The following is a 16,452-nucleotide window of genomic DNA, read 5'->3' as shown; positions in this document are numbered from 1 at the left end:
ACAGATGACATTTTATAAAAATAAAAATTACATCAAAGTATTTTCTCTTTTGTTTGTAATGCTAATCAGCGTTTATTCAGTAAAGAGCACTTATGCCACAGAGGCAGATAATGGAGAGGTAACTTTCAATATCTCAGCCACCCAGCAAGGAGAACCAGCTGCATCTTCAAGTATTGCATATGAAAATATTCAAACAGCTTATGAAAATATAATGAAGGGGAATATTCCTAATGAACTAGAAAAAAGTGTTATTTGGAATACATCTTTGACCAATAAGGAAAATTTTATTAACTTAGGCGATGGATTAAGATTGGGACAGGGAATAACGCATTCTTCTGAAGAAGCAAAAAAAATAATACAAATATTATTTCAGTCTAACTTTGATATTTTTCAATTTCTTAATGGTTCCTCCCATAAAACTATGAGTGATATAAAATCCCTCATAACTGATGAGAATGGAAAAGGTTCTGCACAAGCTGAAAGGGGACTTCTTGCGGTTATCAGTAATGCTATGATTATTAGTTTTGTAGACTTAGCTTCTAATAATCAAAATATATCTGTTGATTTGGATGGTACTAGCAGCGGTATCTCGTTAGAGTTTACAGGGATACCTGAAAATTCTCAGAACGCCTCTGGAGCTTATATTTTAGAGAACAATCAAAAGATTGGCTATAAAATAACAATCTCAAAAGATTTGCTTAAGGAAAGCGAGCAAGTATTTAGTATCCAAACTCCACCAAACGTAGTTATTGATAGCTCCTCAGTTCCACTGCAAAAAAAATCTTTATTACCTTCAGTGATACCAGAGGCTTATTATCAAGGGCTAACTGTGACTAGTGATAATTATGAGCTGCTCCAACAACAAGTATTTTCTATGACTTCTGAGAAGTTGAAGAGTACTTATACTAACGAAAATTACTATACATTACCTCGAAGTGATGAAGATATTACGATTACAGGGACACTATCAGTGTCACCAAATGTACCAGAAGAAGTAAACTTCTTGTTTAATACATTACCACTTACTGCTCAGTTGAATTTACATAATTTTAACATGCAAGACGGTTCAAATGTTAAACAACCTTCAAGTTTTCAAATTACTGTTCAAGTAGGAGAAGGAGTTGGTGCGGCAAGTATAATATCTGCTCCTCTGAGTTCTGCAGGTATAAACTTCGTTATGATTGATGGTGAAAAAAATAAACTTATCAGTGGTGCTCAATATGTGTTGGGTAAAAAAGAAGCTGATAAATATTATATTTCCTCTGATAAAGGCTGGAAGGAAGTTGAACAAAGCAACCTTTCGCATCTTAATCTTGATGATTATATTCTACTGAGTGGTGGCAATATTTATAACTTAGATGATAATCAAGCGATACCAATGGCTGTTAATTCACAAAATTGGGATAGAGATTTTCAAGCAATCCAGTCTAGAAATCAATCACTTTTAGGTATAAGAGGTTTGGGACAAGGCAAACAATATTTTGTTATGCAAGTTAAAGCACCAGAGGGATATAGTAAAGTAGATCAACCTCATTATTTTACAGTACATAATAATAAAAATAACTTACAGTCACCTAGAAATTCCGATTCAATCGGCTTTGCTACAGAACAAGCTATGAAGCTTAATGGACAGATTCCTGGCTATATGGCCGGTACAAATGAGTTTAATGCCTTATCTGTTACTTCTGATATAGGTAATTTAGGTATAAATATAAAAAGTATCATTATTCCAATAATGTTGATTATATTATTTATTATCTTTATTGGAGTACTTCTTGTTTGGAAACTTTAATAAAAATAATGATTGATATGGAAGGCGGACCTTTATTAAGAGCTGCCTTTTTATTCCACTTATACTTATATTTTAAAAATGATGATATATTTTACAACAAAAACTCTGCGTGATTCACGCAGAGTTTTATTATTATTTAAAAGTGTTGTAGAAACGATTAAGGAATGCGGCCATCTCTCCACGTGTAACGGGAGCATCAGGTCGGAAAGTAGTTGGTGTATAACCTGTAGTGATTCCTTTTGTTTTTAACCAATTGATATCATTTTTGAACATATTGTTGCTGATATCTGTAAATGGCGAAGTGTATGTTCCTGAGGCAGGAGCTTTCCCCATGGCTTTTGCAGTACGATGTAAGAAAGCAGCCATTTGTCCGCGTGTTACATTGCCGTTAGGATTATAGTGTGGTGCAGTACCATTTGAAATGTTTGCGGCAGTTAACCAAAGAATTTGATTTTTGTATTGGCTAACATCAGTATAAACATTAAATGGTGGTGTATAAGCTGGTGATCCAGCTAAACGGTGAAGAAATACGGACATTTCTCCACGAGTAACATAATAATCGGGTTTATAAGTAGTTGGTGTGTAACCAGTGGTGATTCCTACCTTATAATTCCAGTTGATATAGTTTTTATAAATAGATTGAGAGATATCCTTAAATGGCGAAGGATTTGGATTTTTCACAGGGAGATTAACAAACTTCACTGAGATTCTTGGTAAATCTCCACTGAAAATATTTGCATAGTCAATGCTTACATCCAATGGGCTACGTCTGCTAAAGTTTGTAAAGTACATTTGACTTGTATACTGCCATGAACCAAACTGAGTGTTTTGAAGATTAGAAGCACTTGGTTTTCCATACAGATACTGAGCAATCCACATGTTTTTTGCCCCCAACTTACTTGGTTCCATCTGTCCAACTCCATCCACTGCCCAAGCTTTTGAAGCATAGTGACGTGTGCTTACAAATCCTTGCTTTTTAAGTTGATCCGCAAAGTTTTGTGAGGCAACCGTCCAGTCCCAGTAAGGCATGGTTCCCACGCTATCTTTTGGAACATATTCGGCATCGTTAATCATGACAGTACTTGTTGAAAGACCGTACTGTTTAGCAACATTTGCAAAGAAATTAGCTTCTGCTCGTGCAGTATTGTTAACAGTCGCTTGAGCCGTTTTTCCTGATTCTGAGAAATGTGAAAAGTGGTAAACAGCAACAGTTAGTCCGGCATTTTTAGCCATTTGAATTTGGGCTTTAGCTGCTGGGTTAATGTAGGTTGTGCTCTCCGTCAGTTTAACAATCACTGTCTTAACACCTTGTGCTTTAAGTTGATTGAAATCACTCTGTGTCATCCAATCTTGCCAAGAGGCGATATCGACAGCATCTTTGCGTGGTAGGCTTGTATCATTGGATACCAGGTCAGAGGGCGCATTTCTTAAACTGGCTTGGGCTGTCTCCGCATCGTCAGCAATAGCGCGACGAACCCTGCTGGAAACTTTTGGAGTCTCAGTATCCTCTTGGATTTCCTCCTTTACTGTTTGCCCATCTTCATCGACGGGCGCTAAGTTTCCTTGAGCATCAATAGGAGCGGTCATTGGATTTTCTTCGGTTTGTACTTCAGCGTAATACCCCATTGGGTGATTGTCCACAGGTACTTCAGCAGTATCTGCTTGTGCTGCATGAGCAGCAAGCGCGATGAAACATAAACCGGTAAATACGGCTGCTTTTCTTAAATTGATCATTATTTCCTCATTATTATTTCTTTATTTACACATCTTTTATTTTAACAAAAACCTTAACTCAATTAAAGCCTTTTGCGAAAAAATATTGACAAATATGGTGAAAAATCATTGAAATCCCTAAAAGATAGTGATAGAATAGTAAAAATATATATTTGGAGGATAGATTTAATGTCAAATTGGGAAACAAAGTTTTTGAAGAAGGGTTACACTTTTGATGATGTGTTATTGATTCCAGCGGAATCACATGTACTGCCAAACGAGGTAGACATGAGTACCAAACTAGCGAAGAACTTGACATTGAATATTCCGATGATATCTGCTGCAATGGATACTGTAACAGATAGTAAAATGGCTATTTCAATGGCACGTCAAGGTGGACTTGGTGTTATCCACAAAAATATGAGTATTGCTGAACAGGCTGAAGAAGTGCACAAAGTAAAACGCTCAGAATCTGGTGTTATTACTGATCCATTCTTCTTGACACCTGAGCATAAGATTGAAGAAGCGGAAAACTTGATGGCGACTTACCGTATTTCGGGTGTACCCATTGTTGAAACTTTGGAAAATCGCAAGCTTGTGGGTATCTTGACTAACCGTGACCTTCGTTTTGTTTCAAACTACAATCAAGAAATCAAGAATGTAATGACTTCTGAAAACTTGATTACAGCACCTGTGGGAACTTCATTGCGTGAAGCTGAAGAAGCACTTCAAAAACACAAGATTGAAAAATTGCCATTGGTTGACGAGAGCGGTAAGCTTGCAGGTTTGATTACAATCAAAGATATTGAACGTGTGATTGAATTCCCTAACGCCGCAAAAGATAGTCAAGGTCGTCTTTTAGTAGCTGCGGCTGTTGGTGTAACCTCTGATACTTTTGATCGTGCTGAAGCTCTCTTTGCAGCTGGTGCCGATGCTATTGTCATTGATACTGCACATGGTCATTCGGCAGGTGTATTACGTAAAATCAAAGAAATTCGTGAACATTTCCCAGAACGTACATTGATTGCAGGGAATATTGCCACTGGTGAAGGTGCACGCGCACTCTTTGAAGCTGGTGTTGATGTTGTTAAAGTCGGAATTGGTCCAGGTTCAATCTGTACTACACGTGTTGTCGCAGGTGTTGGTGTGCCACAAATCACAGCTATTTATGATGCGGCAGCAGTTGCGCGTGAATACGGTAAAACAATCATCGCCGATGGAGGAATCAAATACTCTGGCGATATCGTTAAAGCTTTGGCAGCAGGAGGAGATGCAGTAATGCTTGGCTCAATGCTTGCCGGTACAGACGAATCACCAGGTGAATTCGAAATCTTCCAAGGGCGTAAATTTAAAACATACCGTGGTATGGGTTCACTTGCAGCAATGAAGAAAGGTTCAAGCGACCGTTACTTCCAAGGCTCTGTCAATGAAGCAAATAAATTGGTTCCTGAAGGTATCGAAGGTCGGGTTGCCTATAAAGGTACAGCGACCGATATCGTTTTCCAAATGGTTGGTGGCTTGAAGTCAGGTATGGGCTACACTGGAGCAGCTGATATCCTTGCTTTACATGAGTCAGCACAATTTATCGAAATGTCAGGTGCTGGTTTGAAAGAATCTCACCCACACGATGTTCAAATTACAAAAGAAGCTCCAAACTACTCCGTACAATAAGCGAAAAGGCAGAGACAATCTGCTTTTTTTATTTTATACATCTAGTTGACAAATATACAGCCTTTTGATAGAATGTTAGGAGTGCTCTTTAAGAGTAAATACGAAAATGAAATGGGGTGAAATCAATGTCAAAAACTATCGTTCGTAAAAATGAATCGCTTGACGACGCTCTCCGCCGTTTCAAACGTTCAGTAACAAAAGCAGGAACTCTTCAAGAGCTCCGCAAACGTGAACACTACGAAAAACCTTCTGTAAAAGCTAAACGTAAATCAGAAGCTGCACGTAAACGTAAAAAATTCTAATTGAAAATTTTGAACCTGCCTTTGGGCAGGTTTTTTTATTACTCTTGCCTCTGTTATGCATTGAGAAAGGGTATCAAGTAAGCAACAAAGCTTATTATAAATTATCTGCTCATTTTTTCAAAAAAATTGTGATAACTTGCTAACTTTATCGTGTTAATAAGTAAGCTTAGCTAAGGAGGTCAATCATGATACAGGTTTTGGCAAAAAACCTTTTACAAAAAGCAGTAGATCAGATGGTGCACGATCTTTATTTAGTAGCATTAGAAGGAAAGTATTCTCTCTATTTTCGTACAGCAACAGAAAGGAGGTTTGAAAGAGAACTCACCCTTGAGCAAGGGCAAGCACTGATTGCTCATATGAAATTTTTATCTGGTATGAATCTAGGAGAAAGTAGACGAGTACAGTTGGGGGCTTGCACTTATATCTTAGATAAAGGTGAGCAGCGCTTACGTTTATCTACTGTCGGTGATTTTCATGGTCAAGAAAGCTTGGTTATTCGACTCTTGCATCATCAACAAAACCAACTTCATTTTTGGAATTCAGAGATCTTTAATACTATTATTGGGGGAAGAGGCCTTTACCTTTTTTCAGGTCCTGTAGGTTCAGGTAAGACCAGTCTTATGTACAAATTTGCAAGGGAGCATTTTAAAAAACAACAAGTTATTTGTATAGAAGATCCTGTGGAATTAGTAGAAACTGAATTTTTACAACTTCAAGTCAATAAAGTAATAGGGAATGATTATGATGCCTTGATTAAGCTTTCGCTGCGACACAGACCTGATTTACTTATTGTTGGTGAAATTAGGGATAGTCAAACGGCAAAAGCTGTTCTCCGTGCAAGTTTGACTGGGTATACAGTATTCTCTACTGTTCATGCACGCTCAATATCAGGTGTAATTGCACGCTTAAAAGAACTTGGATTAAGTGATTGGGAGCTACAATCCAGTCTTCAGCGGGTGATTTATCAACGATTAATTGCAGGAAAGGGATTGCTTGTTTGTGAAAAGGAAAAGTTTGAAGAATGGAAACCAGACGAATGGAATGACCAGATTGATCAGTTGGTTGCAGATGGATTTATCTCAGCTGTTGCAGCTGCGCGCGAAAAAATTGAGTTTAGCAAAGCAGATTAAGCTCATTCAACTCATGAATAATCTTTTCAAAAGTGGCTTTCACCTCTCTGAAATTATTGATTTCCTTGAACGATCGGGTCTTACGGAAGCATACTTTATTTCCAAAATGCGTGAAGGTTTACTTAATGGGAAAAGTTTCTCTGGTATTTTGGCGAAGCTAAATTTTTATGAGGATGTTGTGACTCAGCTCTCTTTGGCTGAGTCACATGGGAATGTTGAGTATACTTTAGGATTGATTGAAGAAAAACTGATACGTGTTTTGAACATCCGCAAAAAGCTTGTCCAAGTTGCCACTTATCCGATTGTTCTTCTGGCATTTCTAATCTTTATTATGCTTGGATTGAAAAATTATTTACTGCCCCAACTGGAAGAAAACAAAGGATTAGCAACTTATGCCATACAGAATCTTCCGACCCTCTTTTTAGGGTGGCTCTTCAGTTTGTTCGTTTTCTTTTATCTGTTCAGATACTATTGGAAGAAAAAAACTGCTTTAGAAGCGCTGAGGCTAATGGTCAAAATACCTTTTGTTGGCCGTTTTGTCCAGCTTTATTTGACGGCTTATTTTGCAAGAGAATGGGGAAACTTAATTGCTCAAGCTGTCGATTTACGTCAGATTTGTTTTATTATGCAAGAACAAAAAAGTCGAATTTTCAAAGAATTCGGTTTTGAGCTTCTTCAAATATTAGATAGTGGTCAGAAGTTTGAAGATGCTCTTCGATTTTACCCCATATTTACCAAGGAGCTCTCATTAATTGTGGAATATGGTGAACTAAAGTCCAAGCTAGGGAAAGAGTTGATAATTTTTTCTGAAGAAAGCTGGTCGCTCTTTTTTGAAAGGATTGAAAGAGCAATGCAACTTATCCAGCCTATCGTTTTCTTGCTCGTGGCGCTGTTGATTATTTTAATTTATGCGGCAATGCTACTTCCTATATATAGCAATATGGGAAACTTGATTTGAAAGAACATGGAGGAATGAATGAAAAAAAAGAGACTCAAAGCTTTTACTTTGATTGAAATGCTTGTCGTCTTACTTATTATCAGTGTGTTACTTTTATTGTTTGTCCCAAATTTGGCTAAAGAAAAGAAGAATATCCAAAATACGGGTCAAACAGCGGTTGTTAAGGTTGTCGAAGGTCAAGCCGAACTTTATCAACTTGATAAACAGGATAGTCCTAACTTAGGGAAGCTTGTCTCCGACGGTTTAATTACGCAAAAACAAGCCGATAGCTACAATGATTATTATACCAAGAACCCTAATGCAAAACGTAATGTACCGAATTAAAGCTTTGACCTTACTAGAGAGTTTACTAGTCCTTTTCCTTTGCTCTTCTGTTCTTTTTCTCTTTTCAGGTTCGGTCAAACAAAGTGTCAGGATAGCACGCGCAGAGATTTTTATTTTACAATTTGAACGACTTTATAAGGATACCCAGCGTATGGCAGGATTAAAGGGACAGCAACAGACATTGAGTGCGAGTAATGGCACACTATACAGCCACGAGGAAGTACTGAAAGTTCCAGAGGAGGTTGAAATAAATGATTTTTCTATTACTTTTGATCAAAAATCAGGCAACTCGAGCCTACAAAAAATTACAATATTTCTTCCTTATCAGAAAAAAACCATCTCTTATCAATTGGAAATTGGAAGCGGGAAATATAAGAAAAAAATCACTTGAAGCATATCTTCTATTAGAGAGCTTAATTGCAATGAGTTTGCTTGTCTTTTTTGTCACGGTTATTTTAGAACAAGTTATTCAGGTTAAGAAACAAACAGAGATGGAAAATAGGGATATCGAGGCCTTAAATGTCGCTCATATGGCAATAGATACGGGGAAAAAACATTTGAAATTAAATGGTGTGGAGATTTCGCTTGAGGAAACTACTTCGCAAATGACTATCCGTGAGTCTGGAAAGGTCTTGATTGTTCTTGAAAAAAATTAAAGTTACAGCCTTTACTCTCCTAGAATCACTCCTTGCTTTACTCGTGTTAGTAGGTACTTTTTCCCTTTTTCTAGATATGACTAAAATTTTTCATGAAGAAGTAAAACGAGCAACAACAGATCAGACCCAAGATTGGCAACTTTTTTGCAGTCTACTGAGAAGCGAACTTGAGGGAGCAAGCTTAGATAAGGTGAAAAATAACTATCTTTATGTCCGCAAAAATGTCAATCTAAGATTTGGTCTTTCCTCCAAAGGAGATTTTCGGAAAACTAATGCTAATGGGCGAGGTTATCAACCAATGATCCATCATGTAAAAAATGTTAAAATCAGCCAGGAGGGAGAGCAGGTAAAAATTATCTTGTCTTTTGAAAAAGGAGGAGACCGCATATTTCTTTACAAGTTCTCAGAAAAAGAAAGTTAAGAGCCAGTATTTTACTCTATACACTGGTCACTTCTCTTCTTTTCAGCTTGCTTTTACAGTATTATTTGCAAGGAGCTATTAATGCTAGAAAACAACGCTTATTACAACAGAATCAACTCCAACTGCAGTTAAGAGAAAAGATCATACAACGTGAAAAACATGACAGATGAAAAATAGTTAACTGGTAGTTAACCGGTTGACTTTGTTTTGAATTTGTATTATACTATCTTTATGAAAAAATATACCCTTCTATTACTTATCCCAGTCTTGCTCTTATTGACAGCTTGTCAAAAAACAGCAAGTGAGAAACCACAAATTGTGACAACATTTGAGCCAATGTATGAGTTTACGAAAGCTGTCGTTGGTGATAAAGTTGACATTATTAATATCGTTCCTGCTAATCAAGAAGCACATGATTTTGAGCCAAGTGCAAAAGACATGACTACTTTGACAAATGCAGATGCTATTATTTATAATTCAAAATACCTTGAAAAATGGGCCCCTTCTGTAAAAAATAAAGGTGTTAAAATAGAAGCAAGTACACCCGTAGAAAAAATTGGTGATGACCCGCATACATGGGTAAGCCCTAAAGCAGCCTTACTTGAAGTCCGCTATATCGCAGATGAATTATCAAAAAAATTCCCTGAATATAAGGAAGATTTCACTAAAAATGCTGATGAGTATATTGGAAAGTTGAAAAAAATAGATCAAGACTTTGATCAATTGAAAAATGCTAAAAATAAAACGTTTATCACACAGCATGAAGCTTTTGGCTACCTGGGCCGTGATTATGGATTGACAACAATTGCCATTACAGGCCTTGATCCTGAAGCAGAGCCTTCAAGTGCAACATTGATTAAACTGAAAAATGAGATGCAAAAAGCAAATTTAAATACTGTTTATTTTGAAGATAACTCTAGCAGTAAGCTAGCGGAGACTTTAGCCAAGGAAGCAGGAGCCAAGTTGTTGGTTATTAACCCTGTTGAGGGATTGACCGATGAACAAAAAAAATCAGGTGAAAGTTACCTGACAATTATGGAAGAAAACCTAAAATCACTGAAAGAAACAATTAAATAAGACTTAAGCTTATTTTAAGAAGCGTCCACTATAATAAAGACCTTCCTAAAAAAATCTTTTCATAAAACTCCTAAGGCCTACTTTTCGAAAGTAGGCTTTTTTTGCCCTGTTGAAAAGTCTGGCTAGATGCTTTAATTTCTATTAATTCCTCTGTGAAAGGATGAAGGAAATATATTTTTTCTGCGTGAAGCATCAAGCGCTGTTTTTTTAACGCTAAATTATAGAGGGGATCACCGACGATAGGATGCCTTTCACTGGAAAGGTGAACTCGTATTTGGTGCGTACGGCCGGTATCAAGAGTACACCTTACAAGGGAGTGGTTGTGTTCTTTTTCGAGTACAGTCACATGAGTAATGGCTCTTTTTCCATTTTTACTGGTGGCATATTTTTTTCGGTCGTGCCGATCTCTTCCAATATTTTTATTAAGAGTTAAGCTTTTTTCGTTAAAATAACCTTGTACAACTGCCAAATAAGAGCGATGTATTTTATTTTCCTCAAACATTTTACCCAGAATGGGCAGAATTAATTGGTTTTTGGCAAAGAGGACTGCTCCAGAGGTCTCCTTGTCCAAGCGATGAACGACATGTACGGGGCTCTTCAGGCGAGCTGTCACGTGATTTTGTAGGGCAATTTCCTCAGCAGTGTTGCCATGAGTTTTCATGCCTTCGGGTTTATTTACAATAACAAGGTGTTCATCTTCATACAGGATATCGGCAAGATGAGGGTTGCCTACGGGAACCTCCAGCTGCCTGAAATCGTCGTCATCAAAAATAAGAGTAACTTCGTCTTGGGGCTTTATAGAATCCTCCCAGTCTGCCAATGTGCCGTTAAGGAAGACATGTTTTTTGGTTCGTAAAAGGTGTCTTTGTTTGCGTGGAACGAGCCAAGTGTGCTCCAGTAAATGCGAAACACTTTGCTTTTTAATTTTTTTTGGTAAAATTAAACTAAATTTCATATAGAATATTGTAACACAAAGGCTTTTTTGTTAGAATAGGCAAAATATAGAATACAAAAGGATTTTTAAAAAATCATGTCAGAAAAAGATCAAAATTTTAGTCGTCGTGCTAAAAACAAGAAATCATCTAAAAAAATAGAAAATAATAATGAAGAAGAAAAAGAGCTGAAAGAAGCGGAAATTCCGCTTGAAGACCTTAAAGGCATAAAAAAATATTTAAGAATGATGGCGCCTTATACAGAAAAAATAAGGCAATTTTTACGTCCAGTAAAACGTTTCTGGAAAAAGTATAATTTAACTAAAATTACTATTATTGCTATTTTGGTTATGATTCTTGCTGTTGGTTCTTATTTGTTCTATTTGGCAAAAACGGCCAATGTATCCATCTTGCAAAAATCCATTGATGCGCAAACGCAAATTGTGGACAAAAATGGTGATGAAGCAGGATTACTTTATGGAAGTAAAGGAACAACAGTTAAGTTTGATGCCATAAGTGACAATATTAAAAATGCCGTAGTCGCCACCGAGGACCGTACTTTTTATAAGAATCATGGGGTTAATCTGAGTCGCTTTAGCTTAGCAGTTGTTACTTTGGGGCGTTTTGGTGGTGGATCTACCATCACGCAGCAGTTGGCCAAAAATGCCTACCTTACTCAGAAACAAACGATTGACCGTAAAGCCCGGGAATTTTTCCTCGCTTTAGAAATCAATAAACATTACAGTAAACAAGACATTCTTACAATGTATCTGAATAACGCTTATTTTGGGAATGGTGTTTGGGGGATTGAAGATGCCAGTAAAAAATACTTTGGAGTCTCAGCAAATGCAGTTACCGTAGATGAGGCCGCTACGCTTGCGGGGATGTTGAAGGGTCCAGAAATTTATAACCCACTTTACCAGGACGGAAAATATGCGACACCGCGACGAGATACGGTACTGCAGAACATGGTCAGTGCAGGCTACCTCACGCAGTCAGAAGCAGACAGTTATGCATCGGTCGATCTGGCCTCTCGGGTAAAAGACACTTATGTTTCTCAGTCAGAAGCTTACAAGTATCCAAGCTATTTCAATGCTGTGATTGCGGAAGCTGAACGCAAATATGGCCTTAGCTTGCAGGACATTATGAATGACGGCTATAAGATTTATACAACTTTGGATCAAAACAAGCAGGCAGGGATGCAGGTCACTTATGACAATGCCGCACTTTTCCCACAAGCTGCAGATGGCACGCACGCACAGTCAGGTTCGGTGGCAATCAATCCGAAAACTGGTGGCGTCGAGGCTCTTGTCGGCAATGTCACATCAGAAGACCATAACAGTTTCCTTGACTTTAACTATGCCACACAATCGAAACGTTCGACAGGTTCAGTTATCAAACCGTTAATCGCCTATCTGCCCGCAGTCCAAGCAGGTTGGCCAATCGATAAAGTATTGGAAGATAAACCAACAACTTATGGCAATTGGACACCGCAAAATTACAGTGGAGAGTACCTGGGTACTGTACCGATGTATCAAGCTTTAGCTAACTCCTACAATATTCCTGCTATTAATACTTATCGTGATATCACTCCAGAAAAAGGGAATGCTGTTGGGCGTGAATTTGGTTTGAATCTCAATAAAAAAGATGAAAACAACACTTTATCAACCGTTCTTGGTTCTGGTGTCGAAACAAATCCTTGGGAAATGGCTCAAGCTTTTGCAACTTTCGCGAATGAGGGTGTAATGAACAGCGCGCATTTGATTACTAAAATTGAAAATGCAGCTGGGGATACAATCGCAACAGCCAACGTGACACAAAAACGGATCATGACCAAAGAAGTAGCAGAGAAGATGAATTCCATGATGTTGGGTACATTTACCAACGGTTCAGCTTGGAATGCTGCACCGGCAAGCTATGCAATGGCAGGTAAAACAGGGACAAATAATACGACTGACCAATGGGTGGTTGGTTATACACCTGACATTGCGATTGCACTATGGATTGGTTTCCCGAATGAGACAAATGAGCAGCAACAACTAGAAGGTTCTTCTGAGGGGCAACCTTCAGTCATCTTCCGGAATATAGCCAGCTATTTGCTTCCTTATACAGATGGAACCGCCTTTACAGCTGAAAATGCCTATGCCATGCATAATATTGCACCGATAACTCCAGCTTGGACAGCTCTACGTGATCAACAAGATGCAATTGTTTATCAAGAGCAAAGTGCACAAAACAGTTCAGGAAATATGCCACAAACAGAAGATTCTAGCAGTGATTCTTCTGAAAAAGGCAGCGGATTTGATTTCCAAAAAACAGTAGATGATGCTAAAAATGCTACCAAAGATGTTTGGGATAAAATTACTGGTTTTTTCGGTAGGTAAATTGTTCTAAAACAGCATGAAAAGTGATAAAATAAGGGTAGTGCATAGATGAGAAAAAGAGTCATGGCACGGCTCTTTTTCTTGCAAATATATGAAAAAAATTATTGGAATAAAAATATAAAAAGAGAATAATAAAAGTGAATCTTACTTTTTAGAAGGAGGACAGTTTTGGAAGCAAAAAAACGCTACGTAACAGGTTTTAATGGCTTACGTACCCTTGGGGTTCTTGCTGTCATTTTGTATCATCTTTATCCACAGAAAATCCAAGGGGGATTTTTAGGCGTTGTTCTCTTCTTTGTGTTGTCCGGCTACTTAGTCACGGATTCACTACTAAGAGAATATACTAAAACTAAAAAGATAAGACCACTTAAGTTTTTGGGGAAAAGAGCCAAACGTATTTACCCTATGCTCTTGGCTGTTTTCTTGATTGTTTCGCCTTATTTGTTCTTCTTCCAACAAAATCAGATGAAGGGCCTCAGGTCAAACTTTCTCTCAAGTATTTTTATGGTGCAAAACTGGTGGCAAATTCAGCAGGGATCATCCTACTTTGCTGACGCTGCAGGAGAATCACCTTTTAAGCATATATATTATCTGGCGATTGAAGGACAATTCTTTATTTTCTGGCCGCTCATTATGATCTTTTTAGTGAAGGTCATTCGGAGTAAGAAGCACAGTTTCCTTCTGACAAACTTTTTAGCCATTCTCTCATTGATTCTGATGATTGCTCAGTATAAGGTGGGGCAAGATCCAACGCGTGTGTATTATGGCACAGATACCCGTATTTTTAGTCTCCTGATGGGGGCAAGTATGGCTTTCATTTGGCCAATGAACAAAATGCCTGCCAAGTTGAATAAAAAAGGACAAGCTTTTGGACGTAACCTTTTATGGGGCGTTCTTGCACTGACTTTAATCTTATATGTTTTTATGCCAGCGCAAAGTCCAGTGACTTACTATGGCGGCCTTTGGTTTGTCAGTCTCTTGACAATGCTATTAATCCTTTTGGTTGTTCATCCGGGCTTGAAAGCAAATAAAATATTTTCAAATAAACTTTTTGATTATATTGGTTCACGTTCGTATGGGATTTATCTCTGGCAATTACCAGTCTTTGCTTTAGTTGCTGCTAAAGTCGTTAATCCGACAAGTTGGTACAACGTCATTTGGCAGTTGGCCTTGATTTTTGCCTTATCTGAGTTTTCATATCGCTTTATTGAACGTCCGCTCGTTGCTTATGATTACAGCAACTTATGGCCTTGGGTGATGACAAAAGTTGAGCAAATTAAGCAGGAAAAATGGCGCGCCTTACCCGTCCGCGTAATCCTAGTGTCCGTTTTAGTGCTTGTATCACTCGTTATGATTCTTACTTCTCCGAAATCACCACATGATCAGCAAGTGTTAGAAGCTCGAATTATGGAGCAACAAAAAGCGCTTGAAGCTGCAAACTTAAAAGCTGCTAATGCCCGTGTCAGCACGCCACTAAAGACTATCGCTGAAAAATATGGCGTTGATCCAGTGGTTGCAGAAAGAGCAAGCAAGATGCAAATTTTTGCAGTTGGTGATTCTGTGATGGTTGCAGGGTCAACCACTCTACAGGAAGCCTTCCCAAGAATGACGATAAAAGCTGTTGTTGGTGAGCAAGTAGATGGTGGAGCGACCATTTTAGCAGAGAATAAAGAAGCAGTTGAAAAAGCAGATGCTGTCTTAATTGGTCTTGGAACTAATGGCACACTGACCGTTGGCAATACAAATTACGTGGAAAAAATTATGGAAGAAGTTGGTGATAAACCGGTCTTCTGGATTAATAATCAAATGCCACGCCCGTGGGAAAGCAATAACAATGAACAATTAGAAGCGATGGCTAAGAAGTATCCCAACTTGACAATCATCGATTGGCATGGCTTATCAGCAAATCAAAGTTCATGGTTCTATAGTGATGCTATCCATCCGAAGGACCAAGGGGCAATTAATTATACACGCCTTGTCTTAGAAAATATGACAAAAAAATAGAGAGATTTGTATTTTTCTCTTAGTTCTGCTAAAATAATAGCATGTTAAAAAAAGCAGGATTGGCCTGTACGGTGTGCGGTTCGAGAAACTACTCTCTTCAACTGTCGGGTACAGCAAAAGAAAAACGCATAGAAGTCAAGAAGTTTTGCTCACGTTGTGGCAAACATACTTTGCATAAGGAAACGAGATAAGTCAAATGTTTAAATTTATTGGAAGTGTTGTCAAAGAAATGAAGTTAACAACGTGGCCGACACGTAAGCAGTCTGTCATTGATTTTTTCATGGTTATTGAATATACAGTTTTCTTCCTCATCTTTTTGATGATCTTTGACTGGGTAACACAAAATGGTATCACAAGTGCTGTACAGCATCTGCTTCCATTTGTACGTAATTAGTGATATAATGAAAGAAGAGGCGAAAGCCTTTTTCTTATACAATCCGTTCAGAACATGAACTCATAAATTTGAAACTAAAAAAATAAAAAACAATAAAGAGGTACTCCAATGGACGAAAGTACATTAACAAGTTTTGACCAAGGCTGGTTTGTTATCCAAACTTATTCTGGTTACGAGAAAAAAGTAAAAGAAGATTTACTTGAACGTGCAGAACTTTATAACATGGCAGATAAAATTCTTCGTGTTGAAATTCCGACAGAAACAGTTCGCTCAGAAGTGAACGGTAAGATGAAAGATGTTGAAGAAAATCTCTTCCCAGGTTATGTTTTGGTAGAAATGAACATGACAGATGAAGCTTGGTTTATCGTTCGTAATACACCGAACGTTACAGGTTTCGTTGGGTCACACGGTAACCGTTCAAAACCAACGCCACTTTTTGAAGAAGAAATTCAAGAAATCCTTATTGGTATGGGTAAAGTTGTACGTGAAATTGATTTTGATATCTTTGTGGGTAAACGTGTACGTATCATTGATGGCGCCTTCTCAGGATTTGAAGCGCCAATCACAGAAGTCCTAGGCGACGATAAGATTAAAGTTATGGTTGATATGTTTGGTCGTGAAACACCAGTAGAGCTTGATTTACACCAAATCGAAGAAGTTGAAGGATAAAAAATAAGAGCGTATCGTTAAGGGT

17 protein-coding genes are annotated in these 16,452 nt (G+C 37.9%); 15 read left to right on the top strand and 2 right to left on the bottom strand.

Annotated features, from left to right (window positions below):
• The first annotated feature begins 4 nt into the window (after nt 1-4).
• Entirely contained in the window at nt 5-1,792 is a 1,788-nt protein-coding gene (locus BZZ03_RS06125) for a hypothetical protein (RefSeq protein ID WP_086582781.1), read from the top strand.
• A 132-nt stretch (nt 1,793-1,924) separates the two neighbouring features.
• On the opposite strand, the gene BZZ03_RS06120 is transcribed toward BZZ03_RS06125, so the two are convergent.
• The gene (locus BZZ03_RS06120; RefSeq protein ID WP_086582780.1) at nt 1,925-3,526 is read right to left on the bottom strand and encodes a GH25 family lysozyme; all 1,602 of its coding nucleotides are present in this window, start codon (nt 3,524-3,526) and stop codon (nt 1,925-1,927) included.
• Between the two features lie 168 nt (nt 3,527-3,694).
• Here BZZ03_RS06120 and guaB point away from each other — a divergent pair, with 168 nt between their 5' ends.
• The 9 genes from guaB (at nt 3,695) to BZZ03_RS06075 (ending at nt 10,044) form a co-directional block, all read left to right on the top strand.
• A complete protein-coding gene (guaB, locus tag BZZ03_RS06115) occupies nt 3,695-5,176 on the top strand; it encodes an IMP dehydrogenase (RefSeq protein WP_003133714.1) in 1,482 nt (493 codons plus the stop codon).
• A gap of 125 nt (nt 5,177-5,301) precedes the next feature.
• Complete coding sequence (rpsU, locus tag BZZ03_RS06110) at nt 5,302-5,478, top strand: 30S ribosomal protein S21 (RefSeq protein WP_003134539.1); 177 nt, start codon at nt 5,302-5,304, stop codon at nt 5,476-5,478.
• A 185-nt stretch (nt 5,479-5,663) separates the two neighbouring features.
• Complete coding sequence (gene comGA, locus BZZ03_RS06105) at nt 5,664-6,608, top strand: competence type IV pilus ATPase ComGA (protein WP_086582779.1); 945 nt, start codon at nt 5,664-5,666, stop codon at nt 6,606-6,608.
• Nucleotides 6,547-7,566, top strand: coding sequence for a competence type IV pilus assembly protein ComGB (gene comGB / locus BZZ03_RS06100; RefSeq protein ID WP_269843663.1), 1,020 nt, complete (start codon nt 6,547-6,549; stop codon nt 7,564-7,566). The genes comGA and comGB overlap by 62 nt, the downstream gene beginning before the upstream one ends.
• Nucleotides 7,567-7,584: 18 nt before the next feature.
• Nucleotides 7,585-7,890 (top strand): competence type IV pilus major pilin ComGC, encoded by a 306-nt coding sequence (comGC, locus tag BZZ03_RS06095; RefSeq protein ID WP_040087209.1) that lies wholly within the window; start codon nt 7,585-7,587, stop codon nt 7,888-7,890.
• Nucleotides 7,865-8,281 (top strand): competence type IV pilus minor pilin ComGD, encoded by a 417-nt coding sequence (comGD, locus tag BZZ03_RS12275; RefSeq protein ID WP_019336004.1) that lies wholly within the window; start codon nt 7,865-7,867, stop codon nt 8,279-8,281. Before comGC ends, comGD begins: the two co-directional genes overlap by 26 nt.
• A 31-nt stretch (nt 8,282-8,312) precedes the next feature.
• Nucleotides 8,313-8,546, top strand: a complete 234-nt coding sequence (comGE, locus tag BZZ03_RS12350) for a competence type IV pilus minor pilin ComGE (RefSeq protein WP_263598336.1) — start codon at nt 8,313-8,315, stop codon at nt 8,544-8,546.
• Entirely contained in the window at nt 8,533-8,967 is a 435-nt protein-coding gene (gene comGF, locus BZZ03_RS06080) for a competence type IV pilus minor pilin ComGF (protein ID WP_225210250.1), read from the top strand. Before comGE ends, comGF begins: the two co-directional genes overlap by 14 nt.
• Before the next feature lie 231 nt (nt 8,968-9,198).
• Entirely contained in the window at nt 9,199-10,044 is an 846-nt protein-coding gene (locus tag BZZ03_RS06075) for a metal ABC transporter solute-binding protein, Zn/Mn family (protein ID WP_019336001.1), read from the top strand.
• Nucleotides 10,045-10,114: 70 nt separating this feature from the next.
• Here BZZ03_RS06075 and BZZ03_RS06070 read toward each other — a convergent pair whose 3' ends face one another.
• The gene (locus BZZ03_RS06070) at nt 10,115-10,999 is read right to left on the bottom strand and encodes an RluA family pseudouridine synthase (RefSeq protein ID WP_086582775.1); all 885 of its coding nucleotides are present in this window, start codon (nt 10,997-10,999) and stop codon (nt 10,115-10,117) included.
• Between the two features lie 75 nt (nt 11,000-11,074).
• Between BZZ03_RS06070 and BZZ03_RS06065 the strand changes: the two genes are divergently transcribed.
• The 5 genes from BZZ03_RS06065 to nusG all read left to right on the top strand — a co-directional run bounded on the left by BZZ03_RS06065 (nt 11,075) and on the right by nusG (nt 16,427).
• Complete coding sequence (locus tag BZZ03_RS06065; protein WP_086582774.1) at nt 11,075-13,360, top strand: PBP1A family penicillin-binding protein; 2,286 nt, start codon at nt 11,075-11,077, stop codon at nt 13,358-13,360.
• 168 nt (nt 13,361-13,528) lie between these two features.
• A complete protein-coding gene (locus tag BZZ03_RS06060; protein WP_086582773.1) occupies nt 13,529-15,364 on the top strand; it encodes an acyltransferase family protein in 1,836 nt (611 codons plus the stop codon).
• Nucleotides 15,365-15,405: 41 nt separating this feature from the next.
• The gene (gene rpmG, locus BZZ03_RS06055; RefSeq protein ID WP_003134525.1) at nt 15,406-15,555 is read left to right on the top strand and encodes a 50S ribosomal protein L33; all 150 of its coding nucleotides are present in this window, start codon (nt 15,406-15,408) and stop codon (nt 15,553-15,555) included.
• Between the two features lie 5 nt (nt 15,556-15,560).
• Complete coding sequence (gene secE / locus BZZ03_RS06050) at nt 15,561-15,758, top strand: preprotein translocase subunit SecE (protein ID WP_003133731.1); 198 nt, start codon at nt 15,561-15,563, stop codon at nt 15,756-15,758.
• A gap of 108 nt (nt 15,759-15,866) precedes the next feature.
• Nucleotides 15,867-16,427: a transcription termination/antitermination protein NusG gene (gene nusG / locus BZZ03_RS06045; protein WP_003133733.1), complete on the top strand. Its 561-nt coding sequence runs from the start codon at nt 15,867-15,869 to the stop codon at nt 16,425-16,427.
• Nucleotides 16,428-16,452: the final 25 nt, after the last annotated feature.

The sequence above is a fragment of the Lactococcus petauri genome (assembly GCF_002154895.1).
In the GTDB taxonomy this organism is placed as follows: Bacteria; Bacillota; Bacilli; order Lactobacillales; family Streptococcaceae; genus Lactococcus; species Lactococcus petauri.
The sequence above is the reverse complement of the archived record's forward strand: the minus strand, read 5'-3'. Positions and strand labels throughout refer to the sequence as shown.